Here is a 17301-nt window from a genome sequence, read left to right on the forward strand (position 1 = left end):
TATGTCTGGCGGAATTTTAAAAATTATTTGTTAGACAACCTCCAATACTTTTCCGCTTTATAAGAATGCGGAATTGAATATTAATAAGTAACTTTGCAGGGCAGCCCGATAATTCATTCGGTTGCCCTTTTTTATTCTTCTTGTATATGGCACAGAAACCATCTATACCAAAAGGTACGCGCGATTTTTCTCCGGTGGAGATGGCGCGTCGCAACTATATATTTGACACTATACGTGAAGTATTCCGTCTTTATGGATTCAGGCAGATAGAGACCCCGGCCATGGAGAACCTGTCGACGCTGATGGGGAAATATGGCGAAGAGGGTGATAAACTCTTGTTTAAGATACTTAATTCAGGTAATTATCTGAAGAGTACCGACCATGAGCTACTCAATGCCGAGGAGCCTTCCGGGCGTCTTACATCGCAGCTTTGCGAGAAAGGACTGCGTTACGACCTCACAGTGCCGTTCGCACGCTATGTCGTGATGCATCGCAATGAGTTGCAGTTGCCGTTCAAGCGGTTTCAGATTCAGCCGGTGTGGCGTGCCGACCGCCCGCAGAAAGGGCGATATCGCGAGTTCTATCAGTGTGATGCCGACATAGTGGGTTCTGATTCGCTGGTCAATGAGATTGAGCTGCTGCAGATTATCGACGAAGTCTTTTCCCGCCTTGGAATACGTATAGCCATCAAGCTGAACAATCGCAAAGTGCTTGCAGGTATTGCCGAACTTATCGGTGCCCCCGACAAGCTGATTGATATTACGGTGGCCATAGACAAGATTGATAAAATCGGCATTGACAATGTGGTGGTCGAACTGCGTGAACGCGGACTGTCGGATGATGCCGTGGAGCGACTTCGTCCGATACTCGCGATTTCCGGCTCGCTCGATGAGCGTCTGTCGGCGTTATCATCCTTGCTCGCTGATACTCCTGTTGGCGTCGCCGGTGTCGAAGAGTTGCGAGCAGTTGTGTCGGGCGTGGAGTCGCTTGGTATGAAAGCGCAGCTCGACCTTGATGTATCGCTCGCGCGCGGACTCAATTATTACACCGGCACTATCATAGAAGTGAAGGCCCTCGATGTGCAGATTGGATCTATTACCGGTGGTGGACGTTACGACAACCTTACTGGTGTGTTCGGTATGCCGGGCCTGTCGGGAGTCGGTATTTCGTTTGGCGCTGACCGTATATATGATGTGCTCAATACTCTTGATCTGTATCCTGAGAATACATCAGCAGCATCTAAAGTTATTTTCCTTAATCTTGGTGCCGACGAGTCTACTGTATCACTTAAAGCGGCAAAGATGCTTCGAGCCTCCGGTATTGCCGCGGAGGTATATCCAGATACGGTTAAGATGAAAAAGCAGATGGCATATGCCGATGCTATGCGCATACCTTTTGTTGCCATCATCGGCGAGACAGAGCTTGAATCGGGTACTGTAACACTAAAGGATATGGAAGCGGGTAATCAGGAGGCGGTTGCTCTTGATGACCTTGTGGCACGTTTGTCATAGTTGGGTGATATATGACGATGCATCCTTTTTCTCTTAAGTTGCGCGGCCGTGTAGTTGAGTTTGACCATCCTCAGATAATGGGGATAGTCAACGTCACTCCTGATTCGTTTTATGCCGGGTCGCGTACCGGCGACTCTGTATCCGTGGCCCGGCGGGTGGAAAAGATGATAGAGGATGGCGCCGACTGGATTGACATTGGTGCATATTCTTCCCGTCCCGGTGCTTTGGAGGTTACTGCCGAAGAGGAGATCCGCCGTCTGCGCCTTGGCATGGAAGCCTTGCGTAAAGTCGATTCTGATATTTTTGTCAGCGTTGATACCTTTCGTGCGGAGGTTGCGGACATAGCGGTGAAAGAACTTGGCGCGGACATGATAAATGATATATCCGGGGGCACTCTTGACTCGGATATGTTTGCCGTTGTTGCGGAGACGGGAGTACCTTATGTGCTCATGCATATGCGCGGCACTCCGTCATCAATGCAGACAATGACTGACTATACCGATGTTACTGCCGATGTGTTGGCCGACTTGCAAGTCAAGTTATCCCGCTTGGGCGCTATGGGTGTGGCCGACGTAGTGGTCGACCCGGGCTTTGGATTTGCTAAGACTCTGGAGCAGAACTACACCCTTATGCGAGATCTTGGCATGTTTGGTCTGCTCGATTGTCCGGTGCTTGTCGGAGTGTCACGAAAGTCAATGATATACCGCCTCGCCGGGAAAACTCCTGACGAATCGCTTTTCGGTACTGTGGCGCTTAATGCTCTTGCGCTTGAACGTGGAGCCGCATTCCTGCGTGTTCATGATGTGGCTGCCGCTTATGATACACGAGCTGTCGTAGAGGCTGCTTTGAATAATTCATTTTCACAATTATAATCTATTGCTATGGCACCATTCGGCATAAAGGATGCGCTCGATATAATCATTGTAGCAATGCTCCTGTATTATCTGTATAAGATAATGAAGGAGTCTGGTACAATCAATATATTCTTCGGAGTGCTGGCATTTATCATTGTATGGGTGGTTGCCAGTGAGATATTCGAAATGAGGCTTATCGGCACCATCCTCGACAAGGTGATGTCGATAGGGCTTATAATTCTTGTGATTCTGTTTCAGGATCAGATAAAGCGTTTCCTTGTCGAGCTTGGCAATCATAACCGATGGCGTTTTTTGCGCGACATATTTCGCCATCACCGTGGGTCGGCAGTGTCTGCTGAGGATTCGCGCCGTTGGGTTATTCCTATTGTTTATGCATGCATGTCCATGTCCAAGTCAAAGACCGGTGCTTTGATTGTCATAGAGCAGTCAATCCCGCTGGAACTCTATGAAAAGACCGGAGATATGATTGATGCGGAAATCAACTCGCGCCTTATTGAGAACATTTTTTTTAAAAATTCCCCCTTGCATGATGGTGCTATGATTATCGCTCACGACCGCATAAAGGCTGCCGGATGTATACTTCCTGTGAGTCATGACACGAATATTCCCCGTTCAATGGGTTTGCGCCACCGTTCGGCGCTCGGCATAAGCCAGGCCACTGATGCGGCAGCTGTTGTGGTAAGCGAGGAGACCGGGAGCATATCGTTTGCCCATAGAGGGAAGATTATATCGCGTCTTTCGTCGACCGACCTTGAAAATCGTCTTTCCAGACTTGTCACCGATGAGTAGAGAGAAGTGCTCGCCGGGCGTCTGGCGAGCTTGAAGATTCCAAATCGAAGTGCAAAACTTTGAGATGGGCATTAGTCATTCTCCTCTCTCCTTCTGGCGAGGGGATGCCCAAGCGGCGGGGGCGGCCTAAACCGCCCCCAAGAGCGAACAGCAGCAGAACATACTGGCAATACAAAATAAAAAGGGAGACCGAAGTCTCCCTGAGATTAACTAATTTTGTATTGCTTATGTACAGACAATTAACCTCGCAGCAAAGGTCGCAAATTTTCGCCTTACTGCAAAGAAAAACTTCGAGAGAAGAAATTGCCCTCATAGTAGGGTGCAGTCAGTCAACGCTTTGTCGTGAACTGAAGCGCAATTCCACAACCAAAGGCCACTATCTGTGGGAAAAGGCTCATGCCAAAGCCCTTGAACGCAGAAAGCGCACCACATCCAACAAGAAGCTCGACAGCGTGTTGGTGTGGCGTATAAAACAGATGATTATTGACCACCAATGGTCACCAGAACAAATTCGTGGCGTGTTGGCCAAGGAAGGTGTTTCCGTATCCATACAGACCATTTACAACATTATAAACGCTGATGAAAGCGGAGAACTGCGCCGTCACCGCAGACATCCCGACTTCCGACGACGACCAAAAGGCGAACGCAAACCCACTAAAGCCACCAACATACCAAACCGCACAAGCATACACGACAGACCGGCCGAGGCCGACGGCAAACGCTTTGGCGATTTTGAGATGGATCTTATTGTTGATGCCTACGGGCACGCGATTCTAGTGCTGCTTGAACGCATGACTGGCTTTGTGATGATGGAGAAACTACCTTACGGAAAAAGAGCCAAGCCATTGTCAAAGACTGTCGTGAGAATGCTGTACGCATACCGTAAATATCTTAAAACCATCACTACTGACAACGGCAGCGAGTTCGCGGCACACCTCGACATAACCGCCGGATTACGCATCAAAGGTCTCGATGATGTGACTGTTTACTTTGCCGACAGCTACTGCTCATGGCAGAAAGGAGCGGTCGAAAACATCAACAAACTCATCCGTCAATACATCCCCAAAAAGTCAAATTTCAATGATTTCACTGACCTATACATCAAGAATGTCGCAAAGAAACTAAACCTCAGACCACGGAAAAAACTCGGTTTTTCAAACCCGAAAACCGAGTTCTTCAAACAAATCGCTAATTTTGCACTTGCCAGTTGAACCTGCGGCTATTCTTGCATACGATTTGACAGGGTTCATTTGTGAATTGATGCGGATTTTTGTAAATTTGTGCCGAAATTTACTCCGCGTTACGTGGAAATCATCATTAGCTTAACAACAAACAGATTACATTATAAATATGGCAACAACTGCAGATTTTAAGAATGGAATGTGCCTCGATATCGATGGCAACTACTTCTTCATCGTTGAATTTCTTCATGTTAAACCCGGCAAGGGCCCGGCTTTCGTTCGTACAAAACTCCGCAATGTAAAGACCGGTCGTATTATCGACAAGACCTGGAACTCAGGCGTAAAGGTCGAGGAAGTGCGTATCGAGCGCCGTCCATATCAGTTCTCTTACAAGGATGATATGGGCTATCACTTCCTTCACACCGAGACATGGGAAGAGATTATTGTAGCCGGCGAGAGCATCGAAGGTGTTGAGTTCCTCAAGGATGGCGATATTTGCGAAGCTATGGTGCATGCGGCATCTGAAACTGTGCTTACCTGTGAGATGCCCGCAAACGTAGTGCTTGAAATCACTTATACAGAGCCCGGCATCAAGGGTGATACCGCTACCAATACCCTTAAGCCCGCTACAGTCGAGACCGGCGCTGAGGTGCGTGTGCCCCTCTTCTGCGAGGTTGGCGACAAAGTACGTGTCGACACACGCAACGGTTCATATCTTGAACGTGTAGAGCGTGCAAAGGCTTAATCTATGAAATAGTTTATATCGGCGCTATAAACATGATAGCCCGGTAAGATGTTATTAGAGTCGGAACGGTTCATGTCATGTGGCTGATTCCGACTCTCATTTATCCACATAGCTCTATTATGAACTTTAAAGAAATTACAGACGGCATATATTATGTCGGAGTAAACGACCGCACGACAGCTCTCTTTGAATCATTGTGGCCGTTGCCGACTGGGGTCACATATAATTCATATCTTGTAAAAGGAAGTGAGAAACTCGCTCTGATTGACGGCGTTGCTATTGCCGAGTGCGAGAAGTTGCGTGAGAATATAGCCTCGCAGATTGGAGCCAAGGCTCCGGACTATCTTATCATAAACCATATGGAGCCCGACCACTCCGGAGCCTTGAATGTAATACGTAGTTTCTTTCCGGATATTACTATTGTCGGCAATGCGAAGACCCTGGAAATGGTCAGAGGGTTTTATGGCATTACTGAAAATGTTATGAAGGTTGCTGATGGCGATTCTCTCGAATTGGGTGGCATGACTCTTACATTCCGCCTTACTCCTATGGTACACTGGCCGGAGACAATGATGACATATGTGTCTGAACGCAATACGCTGTTTTCTGGCGATGCCTTCGGCTGTTTCGGCGCTTTAACTGGTGGAATCGTTGATTCCGAGACTGATATAGAGCCGTTTATCCCTGAAATTTACCGCTATTATTCCAACATTGTTGGGAAATACGGAGTTTTTGTGCAGAAAGCCCTCTCCAAACTGTCAACTCTTAAACTTGAGTATATCTGCTCTACTCATGGACCTGTATGGCACGAACAGATACCCATGGTGTCGGGGCTGTACGACCGTATGAGCCGTTATGAAGCAGAGGATGGGGTGGTAATAGTGTATGGTTCCATGTATGGAAATACCGAGGCTATGGCTGAGGTTATCGCTTCGCGCCTTGCTGAGAACGGAGTAAAGAAGATTCGTATGCATGATGCATCGCGCTCACATCTGTCATATATTCTTGCCGATATATTCCGTTTCCGTGGGCTTGTCATAGGTGCTCCCACATATTCCAATACTCTTTATCCTCCGGTAGAAGCTCTTGTACAGGCTATTAAAACTCGGGAGGTGAAAAACCGTATAATATCCACGTTTGGCTCCTACACCTGGGCTCCGCAGGCGGTAAAGCGTATCAATACGCTGCTTGAAGAAGGGAAAAATGTCAGTGCGGATATTACTTCGGTAGAAGCCCGTCAGGCTCCGGATGCATCGGTAATGGAAGGATGTAAAACCTTGGCCGACGAAATGGCACGCCGATTGGCTGATAAATAATATAATGTAATATATGATGGACATTGCCGATATGCAGATTGAGCGCCATCCGTGGGAGCCTTTTGTTCCGGATGGCGCGCGTGTGCTGATTATGGGTACTTTCCCTCCGGGTAGCCATCGGTGGAGCATGGATTTCTATTATCCTAACCGTACCAATGACTTCTGGTATATGATGGGTTTGATTTTCTTTGATGACCGTAATGCACTGTATTGTCCTGAAAGCAAGTGTTTTGACCTTAAAACTATTAAGGGGTTGCTCACCGATAGGCACATAGCGCTCAATGATACCGCACGTGAGGTACGGCGTCTTAAAGGCAATGCGTCCGATAAGTTTCTTGATATTGTCACTCCGGTGCCTTTATATGAGTTGCTTGGTGGTATGCCGGAATGTCATACGGTCGCTACTACCGGAGAGAAGGCTGCCGGTGTCGTTGCGGATATAACCGGCACACAGGTGCCTAAGATGGGTAATATGGTTCATTCGTCAGATGGTATTGATATCTGGAGGATGCCGTCCACGAGCCGAGCATATCCTATGCGTCTTGAGGCTAAGGCCGCATATTACGAGACTCTTTTCCGCTCGGTCGGAATATTGTCATAATCCTGTATGTGAACGCTCCGGGGCTTGCGATTGTTATTAATATGAATGATTAATAACAAGTAAATCCCGATGAGTTATGTTTGAAGAATTAAAAGACAAGGCTTCCGGCCTTATGGAAAACGAAAATGTAAAGGAGGTCGTTGAAAAGGCGACTGAGTTTATCAGTAGTGAGAAAGGCAAGGAGGTCATAGAGACCGTTAAGGAGAAGGCCGAGGAATTTATCAAGGATAAATTCGGTAAATAATATCATTGTATATAAAAAGCGCCGCAGCACAAATCTGCGGTGCTTTTTATATACAGGTATTTGCCGAATCATTGTATTCAGCATCATGTGAGCTTTGTTATCTTGTTTGATGGCATAATTGAGGAAATTTTTCTGAGATTTGTTGGGAGAATTGACGGGAGTTAGTAACTTTGCCTTATATGACATTATGTGCGTGCGTAGGTTGCATGTCTCATGGACAACTGCGTATGCCTGATGTTGCAGACACGACATTTTAATATAAATTTTAAATATTAACCTCAACCATGGCAGACAATAAAGAAAAGTTGTTCGACATGTTTCCTGAGTGCTCCTACGACCAGTGGAGAGCCAAAGTAGAAGCCGACCTTAAGGGTGCCGACTTCAATAAGAAACTTGTTTGGCGCACCAACGAAGGCTTCAATGTAGAGCCCGTTTACCGTGCCGAGAACATTGCCGATTTTAAGACCACGGACTCACTCCCTGGCGAATACCCTTATCTTCGCGGCACTCGTACAGATAATGACTGGAAGGTGCGTCAGGAGATACTTGAAGATACAATCGAGGCCGCTAATGCCGCGGCTCTTGATGTGCTCGGAAAAGGTGTTAATTCTTTGGGCTTCAATATTCCACTCACTACACCTGATGAAGTAGGCTGTCTCCTTGCAGGCATTGATCTCAACAATGTTGAAATCAATTTCCAGACATGTCCCCGCCATGCGGTAGAGTTGGCCAAGGCACTCGTGGAATATCTTCGCGGTAGTGGTGAGCTGACTGCGTTCAACGGCTCGATTGACTTCAATCCGATGCGTCGTGCGTTGAAGCACGGAACAGAGTTCCCCGGTGACATCAAGGCTATTGCCCTTGAATTGCTGGAGACTGTAAAACCGGTCGACAACCTTCAGATTTTTGCCGTTGACAGTTTCATGTTGTGCAATGCCGGCGCATACATCTATCAGGAGCTCGGATATGCTCTGTCATGGGGTGCCGAATGGATGACTATGCTAACTGATGCCGGTGTAAAGGCCGACATTGTGGCAAAGCGCATCAAATTCAATATGGGTGTAAGTTCCAACTATTTCATGGAAATCGCCAAATTCCGCGCTGCACGTATGTTGTGGGCTCAGATTGTAGAGCAGTATAAGCCCGATTCAAAGCAGAGCGCCAAAATGCTTGTGCATGCCATCACATCGCGTTTTAACCAAACGATATATGACGCTCATGTGAATCTTCTCCGTTCGCAGACCGAATCAATGTCGGCGGCTCTTGCCGGTGTCGACTCGATTACTACCACCCCGTTCGATGCTCCTTATAAGAAACCTGATGCATTCTCAGAGCGCATTGCCCGCAATCAGCAGCACTTGCTTAAGGAAGAAAGCCATCTTGATAAGGTAATCGACCCTGCAGGAGGTAGCTATTATGTGGAGACTTTGACTCTGTCTATCGCAGAGCAGGCATGGAAGCTGTTCCTCGATGTAGAGGAAAAAGGCGGATTCCTCGCATGCATTAACGATGGGACTGTACAGGCCGCAGTGAATGAGAGCAACGCAAAACGCCATACCGATGTCGCCCGCCGCAAGGAGATACTGCTTGGCACCAATCAGTATCCTAATATTAATGAGACTGCCGCCGGAAAAATTGAGACTACAGGTGCCGCTTGCGGATGCCATCATGGCGACCACGACCATTGCGATGACAAGGGTGGCCTTAACATGAATCGTGCGGCAAGCGACTTTGAGACTCTGCGTCTGGCTACCGAGGCTGCTGCAAAGCGTCCTAAAGTGTTCATGCTTACCATCGGCAATCTTGCCATGCGACTCGCTCGTGCCCAGTTCTCTACCAACTTCTTCGGATGTGCCGGATACGAGATTATCGACAATCTTGGCTTCGATACCGTAGAGCAGGGCGTAGAGGCGGCTATGGAGAAAGGTGCCGACGTGGTTGTGCTTTGCTCAAGCGATGATGAATATGCCGATTTCGCCCCCAAAGCCAATGAGGCTCTTGCCGGTCGTGCTATTCTTGTAGTTGCCGGTGCGCCCGCATGCATGGACGACCTCAAGGCTGCAGGTATCAACGACTTCATCCATGTGCGTTGCAACGTACTTGATACTCTTCGTGATTTCAACTCCCGTCTGCTCAAATAATCCAACACGTCAACAAAAATGAAACCAGATTTCAAAACCATAGATATTGCCAAAGACGCATTCGGCACCAATCATGTTGCCGTGGCACACGGAGAGGACTGGATTACACCGGAACTTATTTCCGTAAAGAACGTCTATACAAAGCAGGACCTTGAGGGACTGGAACACCTCAACTATATGTCGGGTATCCCCCCGTTCCTGCGTGGCCCGTACAGCGCTATGTATCCTCTGCGCCCATGGACCATCCGCCAGTATGCCGGCTTCTCTACAGCCGCCGAGTCAAACGCTTTCTATCGCCGCAACCTTGCGTCGGGACAGAAAGGTCTTTCTGTTGCATTCGACCTCGCCACACACCGTGGCTACGATGCCGACCATCCCCGTGTTGTAGGTGATGTGGGTAAGGCCGGTGTGTCAATCTGCTCGCTCGACGACATGAAAGTGCTCTTCGATGGTATTCCTCTTAACAAGATGTCTGTGTCGATGACTATGAACGGTGCGGTGCTTCCTGTGCTCGCCTTCTATATCAATGCAGGCCTGGAGCAGGGTGCCAAACTTGAAGAGATGGCCGGAACTATCCAGAATGATATCCTTAAGGAATTCATGGTGCGCAATACATATATCTATCCGCCTGAATTCTCGATGCGTATTATCGCCGATATCTTCGAGTACACCTCGCAGAACATGCCTAAGTTCAACTCGATATCAATTTCCGGTTATCATATGCAGGAAGCCGGTGCAACATGCGACATCGAGCTCGCCTATACTCTTGCCGACGGTCTTGAATACCTTCGTGCAGGCGTGAATGCCGGCATGGATATCGACTCGTTTGCTCCGCGTCTGTCGTTCTTCTGGGCCATCGGCATGAACTTCTTCATGGAGATTGCCAAGATGCGTGCTGCACGCATGCTCTGGGCCAAGATTGTAAGCCAGTTCAATCCCAAGAATCCGAAATCGCTCGCTCTGCGCACTCACTCGCAGACCTCCGGCTGGTCGCTTACCGAGCAGGATCCTTTCAACAACGTAGGTCGTACATGCATTGAGGCTATGGGCGCAGCTCTTGGTCATACCCAGTCGCTTCACACCAATGCGCTTGATGAGGCTATCGCTCTGCCTACAGACTTCTCGGCTCGTATCGCGCGTAACACCCAGATTTATATTCAGGAGGAGACTCTCGTTACAAAACAGGTCGACCCGTGGGGCGGCAGCTACTATGTCGAGGCCCTTACCAACGAGATTGCTCATCGTGCATGGGAGCATATCCAGGAAATCGAGAAACTTGGCGGTATGGCCAAGGCCATCGAGACCGGTCTGCCCAAACTTCGTATCGAGGAGGCGGCAGCCCGCACACAGGCACGTATTGACTCCGGCCGTCAGACCATCGTAGGCATCAACAAGTATCGCCTTGACCACGAGGATCCAATCGATATCCTTGAAATCGACAACACACAGGTACGCAATGAGCAGATTGAGCGTCTCAACGAGGTGAAGGCACACCGTGATGAGGTGGCAGTCAAGAAAGCTCTTGCCGATATCACAGAGTGTGTGCGCACGAAGGAGGGCAATCTTCTCGACCTCGCGGTAAAAGCCGCCGGACTTCGCGCCACACTTGGCGAGATTTCCGATGCGTGTGAGGAGGTTGTAGGACGTTATAAAGCAGTAATCAGAACTATTTCAGGCGTGTATAGCAGCGAAACAAAGAAGGATCCCGACTTTATCCGCGCTCAGCAGATGGCCGAGGATTTCGCCAAGAGAGAGGGACGTCAGCCCCGTATTATGATTGCCAAGATGGGTCAGGACGGACACGACCGTGGCGCAAAGGTTGTAGCTACCGGTTATGCCGACTGTGGATTCGATGTTGATATGGGACCGCTTTTCCAGACTCCGGAGGAGGCTGCCCGTCAGGCAGTTGAGAACGACGTGCATATCCTTGGTGTGTCGTCTCTTGCCGCCGGTCACAAGACTCTCGTTCCCCAGGTAATCGAAGAGTTGAAGAAACTCGGTCGTGATGATATCATGGTGACTGCCGGAGGTGTAATCCCTGCACAGGATTATGACTTCCTTTACAAGGCGGGTGTCGCCGCAATCTTCGGCCCCGGCACTCGTATTCCCGATTCTGCCATCAAGATGCTTGAGATTCTTAATGGTGCGGAATAACGTATAAAAGCAGATACTATCCATTATAAACTTGATGAAGCCGGGAACACGGATTGTTCCCGGCTTCATTGATTTGAAATGAACGTATGCCGATGTGGAATCCATGGCATGGTTGCCATAAGATAAGTGCCGGATGCCGGCATTGTTATGTGTTCCGTGAAGATGCAGCTTTCGGAACATCGATACCGTCTACTGAAGTCCGGCGAACATTATCATTCAGTCTTCCTCTTAGGAGAGACCGAAGCGGAAACTGGAAATACCCTGCCGGTACAGAGTTTGCTCTCTGTCTGACATCCGATTTTCTTATTGAGGAAGCAGATGGCTGGAGAGATGATATATGGGAAATCATGCGCATACGAAGCGACTGTTCGTTCTTTTTCTTTACAAAACGCATTGAACGTCTTGACGCCATGCTTCCGGACGACTGGGGTGACGGCTACGATAATGTAGCCATAGGATGCACGGTGGAAAATCAGGAACGTGCCGATTACCGTATGCCGATATTCCTTTCATTGCCGATACGACATAGGCTTGTCATAGTCGCGCCCATGCTTGAGCGGGTTGACCTTCGTCCGTACCTTGCGCCCGGAGTTATTGAGGAAGTATCGGTCGGCGGCGAGTCGGGGAAGTATGCGCGCGAACTTGATTACAGTTGGGTGACTGATATGCGTGAGCAGTGTGAGGATTCGGGAGTCGCATTCTGTTTTCACCAGACCGGATCATATCTTTTGAAAGATGGCCGACACTATCATATCCCGCGTGAGCATCAGCATTCACAGGCTGCGAAAGCAGGTATAAATATACATATTGAACGACATAAATAGAGAAAATATCAGTGTGACGTCATCCCAATGCTTGTCTAAAATTTCAGATATGGATAAAAAATGGCTTAATGCGAAGATGTGGAGTGGTGTAAAAAATGTATATTTGCAGTTATGATTGATCAATCAGTATTTACTGGCCGGAAGGCATTGTTTCATACATTTGGCTGCAAACTTAATTTTGCAGAGACCTCGACTGTGGCCCGACTGTTTGCCGAAAAGGGAATACGTCGGATACAGGCCGGGGAAACGCCTGATATAGTGGTTATAAATACATGTAGTGTCACAGAGGTTGCAGATAAAAAGTGCCGACAGGCGATACGTGGGTTTGCCCGGCGTTATCCCGATGCTGCAATTGTTGTGACCGGATGCTATGCTCAGCTTAAGAGTGAGGAAATAGCCGCGCTGCCGGGTGTGGCGGTTGTGGCCGGGAGTGACCGCAAGTTGCTTTTGTCGGATTATATTGACCGTTGGATGTCCGACCACGCAACTGTACACGAGGTAACTCCGACAAAAGATATACGTACTTTTTCCCCCTCATGTTCTGCCGAGGACCGTACTCGCCATTTTCTGAAAGTACAGGATGGCTGCGACTATTGGTGTACTTACTGCACAATACCTATGGCACGCGGGCGCAGTCGCTCGGGTACTATTGCCGAGCTTGTCGCACAGGCTGAAAAGGTTGCTGAGGACGGTGGCCGCGAGATAGTGCTTACCGGAGTAAATATCGGCGATTTCGGCAAAGGGCGTGATGATAATTTCTTTGACCTTATCAAGGCTTTGGACCGGGTTGAGGGTATAGAACGCTATCGTATATCTTCGATAGAGCCGAATCTGCTTACCGATGAGATTATCGACTGGGTAGCCGAATCGAGAGCGTTTATGCCTCATTTTCATGTGCCTCTGCAGGCTGGTAGCGATGAGGTACTGCGTCTCATGCGCCGACATTACGATACGTCGCTGTTCCGCCACCGGATGGAGCGTATACGCAATGCTATGCCTCATGCGTTTATTGGGGTTGATTTGATTGTCGGTGCCAGAGGCGAGACGGATGAACTGTTTGCACAAAGCCGCGATTTTGTCGACAGTCTTGACATAAGCCGTCTGCATGTGTTCCCATATTCCGAACGTCCGGGCACACGAGCGCTTGAACTTGACGGTGTAGTGTCTCAGCAGGAAAAGCATCGCCGTACCAACGAGATGCTTGCGATATCCGAGCGTAAACTTGCGGAATTCTCATCGCGTTTTGCCGGAACGGTGAGGCCCGTGCTTGCAGAGCATCCTCGTAAGGGAAAGCCTATGATGGGATTTACCGACAATTATCTGAGAGTGAGAATGCAGCCTTTACCCGAGCTTGCTGGACAGGTGGTAAATGTGCTGCTTGGTTCTCCGGATAATATCGGGGAAGAAATTGAGGGCGAAATTATAAAGCCGTGACTATGAGAGAAAAATGGTATTATGGTCTGCTTGGAATTATTCTTGGTGGCATTGCCAGACTGCCATTCCGGGTTCTTTATGCCATAAGCGATCTGATATTCATCATACTTTATTATATAGTGCACTATCGTAGGCGTGTAGCTTATGAGAATATCCGTGCGTCATTTCCTGAAAAGTCCGATAAGGAATGTCATGACATATGCCGCCGTTTTTTTCGTAATTTCGCCGATTATTTTGTTGAGACCATAAAACTTGCCCATGTCAGCGACGAGCAGATTAAATCGAGGTTTGAGATTGTCGGTATCGAACATGTCGACCGGCTTTTTACCGAAGGACGCAGCATCGCCATGTATTTCGGACATTGCGGTAACTGGGAGTGGGGCACATCGATAACATTGTGGTCACGTTTCAAGCCTTCTGATAAGATTGTCTATGCACAGGTATACCGGCCGCTTACTAACGAATGGTTCAACCACTATTTTCTGATGTTGCGCAGTCGTTTCGGATCGGTGAGTTATGAAAAGAAACTCGTTTTCCGTGACCTTCTGATGCTGCGTCGGGCAGGATGTCAGGCGATAGTCGGCTTTATGAGCGACCAGAAACCGAGTGCCGGAGATGTCACTCATGTGGTAAAGTTTCTCAATCATCCCACGGCGATGATTACAGGAACGGAGACAATAGTGCGTCGTCTTGATATGGCTGCCCTATATTGGGATGTGGAGAAGCCCTCCCGCGGACATTATCGCATGACTGTGCGTTCTCTCACAGAGAATGTGTCTGAGTTGCCGGAATTTGCCCTTACGGACATGTATGCGCGTATGCTTGAGCAGACCATACTCCGCACTCCCGACATATGGCTGTGGACACATAAACGCTGGAAGTATGCTGTGGATTACCCTGAGGGATTCATAGATACTCTTCATTCTCAATCATTGGAATCATGAAGGAACATCATCATCCATCCACCTCTGTAATAATTCTAAACTGGAACGGCGAGGATATGCTACGCCGTTATCTTCCGGCAGTCTTGTCGACAACAGATTCGTCGGTTGGTGAGGTTATTGTGGCGGACAATGGTTCAACCGATGGTTCTGTTGACTTTCTTGCCGCTGAGTTTCCTCAGGTACGTGTGCTTTGTCTTGACAGGAATTATGGATTCGCCGAGGGGTACAATCGTGCCATTTCTATGGTTGACACTGAGTTTGTGGTATTGCTCAACAGCGATGTGCGTCCGGCTTCAGGGTGGCTTGGTCCGCTGGTCGACTATATGAAGTCAAATCCATCGGCCGGAGCATGTCAGCCTAAGATTCTCAGTGACATTGAGCCGGAAAAGTTCGAGTATGCCGGCGCATGCGGTGGCTTCCTTGACTGTAATGGCTATCCCTATTGCCGAGGACGTATTTTTGATACGATTGAATCTGACCAAGGCCAATATGACAGTAATATGAATGTCGACTGGGCTTCAGGAGCGGCACTTATGGTGCGGCGCGACCTGTATATAAAATCCGGTGGGCTTGATGCTGATTTCTTTGCCCACATGGAGGAGATTGACTTGTGCTGGCGCATTCGGCTGGCTGGTATGACTGTCGGAGTAGTGCCTGAAAGCGTGGTATTCCATCTTGGCGGAGGAACCCTGCCACAAGGTAATCCGCGTAAAGTATATCTTAACTTCCGCAACAATCTTTTGCTCTTGCATAAGAACCTTCCTGACTGCATACGCCGTAGACGGCTGTTTGTCAGACGACTGTACGATACTCTCGCTTTTGCTATGTTTGTTGTCAGGATGGATTGGAAAAGCGCAGGAGCTGTGTTGCGTGCACATCGCGATTTCCGTAAAATGCGAAGTAAGTATACTACCCGTCCGCATGACAATCTCTTGTCGGGACATAATAATATAATCGCAGACTATTATTTGCACAGGAAAAAGAAATACAGTGATTTATGAAACATTTATCTCTCCTCCGTCCTTTTGCTATAACGATGGCATGTATGGCATCGGGTGGCGTGCTTTATCCCGATGTTGTCGGAGATTATGCCGTAGGCCGAAAGGATGACGCTCTCAAGAACACACTGCACCGGCATTGCGGCCCTGTGAATATGGTTGATACGGATATCCAATGGTCCGAGTATCTTGAAATCATAGCCGAACAGCAAGGCGTGTCAAATGGCTCGGGCTCTGTAACCGACGCTGTCACGGGACATCGCTATTCATTGTCTGACGCACGCATGTCGCTTGCTCTTGCACATCCTCTCGACAAAAGCTGGTTTGGACTTCCCGCTGCTTACCGGTCACAGTCGTTAGCCGATCTATACAATTGTATTCTGACTTGTCCGGAAGTTATGAAGGCATGTGCGGCAGGGAACGGTTTTGCGTCGGTAGACGCAGCTTCTGATATTGTATATGGTGATGGATGGAGCAGAGGAGTGCTTCTGCTTGATGGATGGAATATACCTGTAATTGAGCCGGCCGATGCCATGAAGGGTCCCGTTGCCCGACGTATTCTATATATTGCCACCATATATCCATGCTCGATATGGAGTGGAGACGGAGTAAAGTTTTTCACCTCTGCGGAGTATCCGGGACTGACCGATTTTTCAATTGATACATATATGGACTGGCACAGACAATATCCTGTGACAGATATCGAACGCTCCGGCAATGATGCTGTCGAGGCGAGGCAAGGCAATCGCAATCCTTTTGTCGATTATCCCGAGCTCGCCGAATATATATGGGGCGAGAATAGGGGAGAGGTGTATAATGGACAGGCAGGAAAGACTGATCCGCCACCGGCCACGGGTGAACAGCCTGTTGTCAAGTTACCTCTTCGAGGAGTCTACTCTGTGGCCGAAGATGTGTATCTTGATTTATATTCACCATATGTTCCTGATAATGTGATGTGGAGTGTGGATGGTGCCGATGTGGAAAATGCGCGTATAGCTCTGTCGGAAATCGGTGTCGGAACCCATGAAATAAGATATCGCAATGCAATTGCATCTGGAAAACTTTTTATTGACATACGCCCATGAAAGCCTACTGCGTGTTTTCTTTAATACTCTGTCTGTCGTTAGTTTCATGCCATAGAAGCTACACAGTACCCCATGAGTCGATTTTTGATAATAAGGTCAATCCTCCGGTTGACCCGGATTATTTTGCTCTTGAGTTGGCCGACGGTTCTACACGATATGTATCGCCGGAATTACAGCTTCATTATAAGGATGGAGGTGTGCTCGTAAGGTACGACCGTAGGGATGACGGGCATGATGTCTACAGCATGATAGAATTATCTACCGGATATTCGGTAGAGTTTTCCTATGCGGCGACTTCTGTGGCCGGTCCGCTTTCCGATGCATGTCTGTGTGTCAACGGTAAAGAGATTAGAATCAATTCGGCGAAGGCTCACCGGATAAACAGCACGGGCGCGTGGATTGAAATCCTCGCGCCCGGTGGTCAGAATTATGTGTTTGTGGTGACAGACGTATAGCAGC

16 protein-coding genes are annotated in these 17301 nt (G+C 48.5%); all 16 read left to right on the forward strand.

Translation table 11 applies throughout. The annotated features are described in order from the left end of the window. Positions 1–146: 146 nt before the first annotated feature. Positions 147–1511 carry a histidine--tRNA ligase gene (gene hisS, locus ADH68_RS10920; RefSeq protein WP_068960787.1) on the forward strand — a complete coding sequence of 455 codons (1365 nt, stop codon included), beginning with the start codon at positions 147–149 and terminating at the stop codon, positions 1509–1511. Positions 1512–1528: 17 nt separating this feature from the next. Then, positions 1529–2383, forward strand: a complete 855-nt coding sequence (gene folP, locus ADH68_RS10925; protein ID WP_068960786.1) for a dihydropteroate synthase — start codon at positions 1529–1531, stop codon at positions 2381–2383. Positions 2384–2392: 9 nt separating this feature from the next. Continuing rightward, positions 2393–3175 carry a diadenylate cyclase CdaA gene (gene cdaA / locus ADH68_RS10930; protein WP_068960785.1) on the forward strand — a complete coding sequence of 261 codons (783 nt, stop codon included), beginning with the start codon at positions 2393–2395 and terminating at the stop codon, positions 3173–3175. Positions 3176–3402: 227 nt separating this feature from the next. Beyond that, entirely contained in the window at positions 3403–4386 is a 984-nt protein-coding gene (locus ADH68_RS10935) for an IS30 family transposase (RefSeq protein WP_068960594.1), read from the forward strand. Positions 4387–4525: 139 nt separating this feature from the next. Beyond that, a complete protein-coding gene (gene efp / locus ADH68_RS10940; protein WP_068960784.1) occupies positions 4526–5101 on the forward strand; it encodes an elongation factor P in 576 nt (191 codons plus the stop codon). A 119-nt stretch (positions 5102–5220) separates the two neighbouring features. Then, on the forward strand, positions 5221–6417 hold the full coding sequence (locus tag ADH68_RS10945) for an FprA family A-type flavoprotein (protein ID WP_068960783.1): 1197 nt from the start codon (positions 5221–5223) through the stop codon (positions 6415–6417). Between the two features lie 13 nt (positions 6418–6430). Then, a complete protein-coding gene (locus ADH68_RS10950; RefSeq protein WP_084274023.1) occupies positions 6431–7018 on the forward strand; it encodes a hypothetical protein in 588 nt (195 codons plus the stop codon). A gap of 76 nt (positions 7019–7094) precedes the next feature. Further along, entirely contained in the window at positions 7095–7262 is a 168-nt protein-coding gene (locus ADH68_RS13960) for a hypothetical protein (RefSeq protein WP_157517403.1), read from the forward strand. Between the two features lie 284 nt (positions 7263–7546). Then, complete coding sequence (mutA, locus tag ADH68_RS10955) at positions 7547–9403, forward strand: methylmalonyl-CoA mutase small subunit (protein WP_068960782.1); 1857 nt, start codon at positions 7547–7549, stop codon at positions 9401–9403. Positions 9404–9421: 18 nt separating this feature from the next. Continuing rightward, a complete protein-coding gene (gene scpA / locus ADH68_RS10960) occupies positions 9422–11557 on the forward strand; it encodes a methylmalonyl-CoA mutase (RefSeq protein ID WP_068960781.1) in 2136 nt (711 codons plus the stop codon). A gap of 86 nt (positions 11558–11643) precedes the next feature. Further along, entirely contained in the window at positions 11644–12381 is a 738-nt protein-coding gene (locus tag ADH68_RS10965; protein WP_068960780.1) for a DUF5131 family protein, read from the forward strand. A 111-nt stretch (positions 12382–12492) separates the two neighbouring features. Then, positions 12493–13815, forward strand: coding sequence for a tRNA (N(6)-L-threonylcarbamoyladenosine(37)-C(2))-methylthiotransferase MtaB (gene mtaB, locus ADH68_RS10970; RefSeq protein ID WP_068960779.1), 1323 nt, complete (start codon positions 12493–12495; stop codon positions 13813–13815). A 2-nt stretch (positions 13816–13817) separates the two neighbouring features. Next, the gene (locus ADH68_RS10975; protein ID WP_068960778.1) at positions 13818–14759 is read left to right on the forward strand and encodes a lysophospholipid acyltransferase family protein; all 942 of its coding nucleotides are present in this window, start codon (positions 13818–13820) and stop codon (positions 14757–14759) included. Next, positions 14756–15760: a glycosyltransferase family 2 protein gene (locus tag ADH68_RS10980; RefSeq protein ID WP_068960777.1), complete on the forward strand. Its 1005-nt coding sequence runs from the start codon at positions 14756–14758 to the stop codon at positions 15758–15760. The genes ADH68_RS10975 and ADH68_RS10980 overlap by 4 nt, the downstream gene beginning before the upstream one ends. Next, positions 15757–16842, forward strand: a complete 1086-nt coding sequence (locus ADH68_RS10985) for an endonuclease (RefSeq protein WP_068960776.1) — start codon at positions 15757–15759, stop codon at positions 16840–16842. The genes ADH68_RS10980 and ADH68_RS10985 overlap by 4 nt, the downstream gene beginning before the upstream one ends. Continuing rightward, positions 16839–17297 (forward strand): hypothetical protein, encoded by a 459-nt coding sequence (locus ADH68_RS10990; RefSeq protein WP_068960775.1) that lies wholly within the window; start codon positions 16839–16841, stop codon positions 17295–17297. Before ADH68_RS10985 ends, ADH68_RS10990 begins: the two co-directional genes overlap by 4 nt. The last annotated feature ends 4 nt before the right edge of the window (positions 17298–17301 follow it).

The organism is Muribaculum intestinale (genome assembly GCF_002201515.1).
Lineage (GTDB): Bacteria > Bacteroidota > Bacteroidia > Bacteroidales > Muribaculaceae > Muribaculum > Muribaculum intestinale.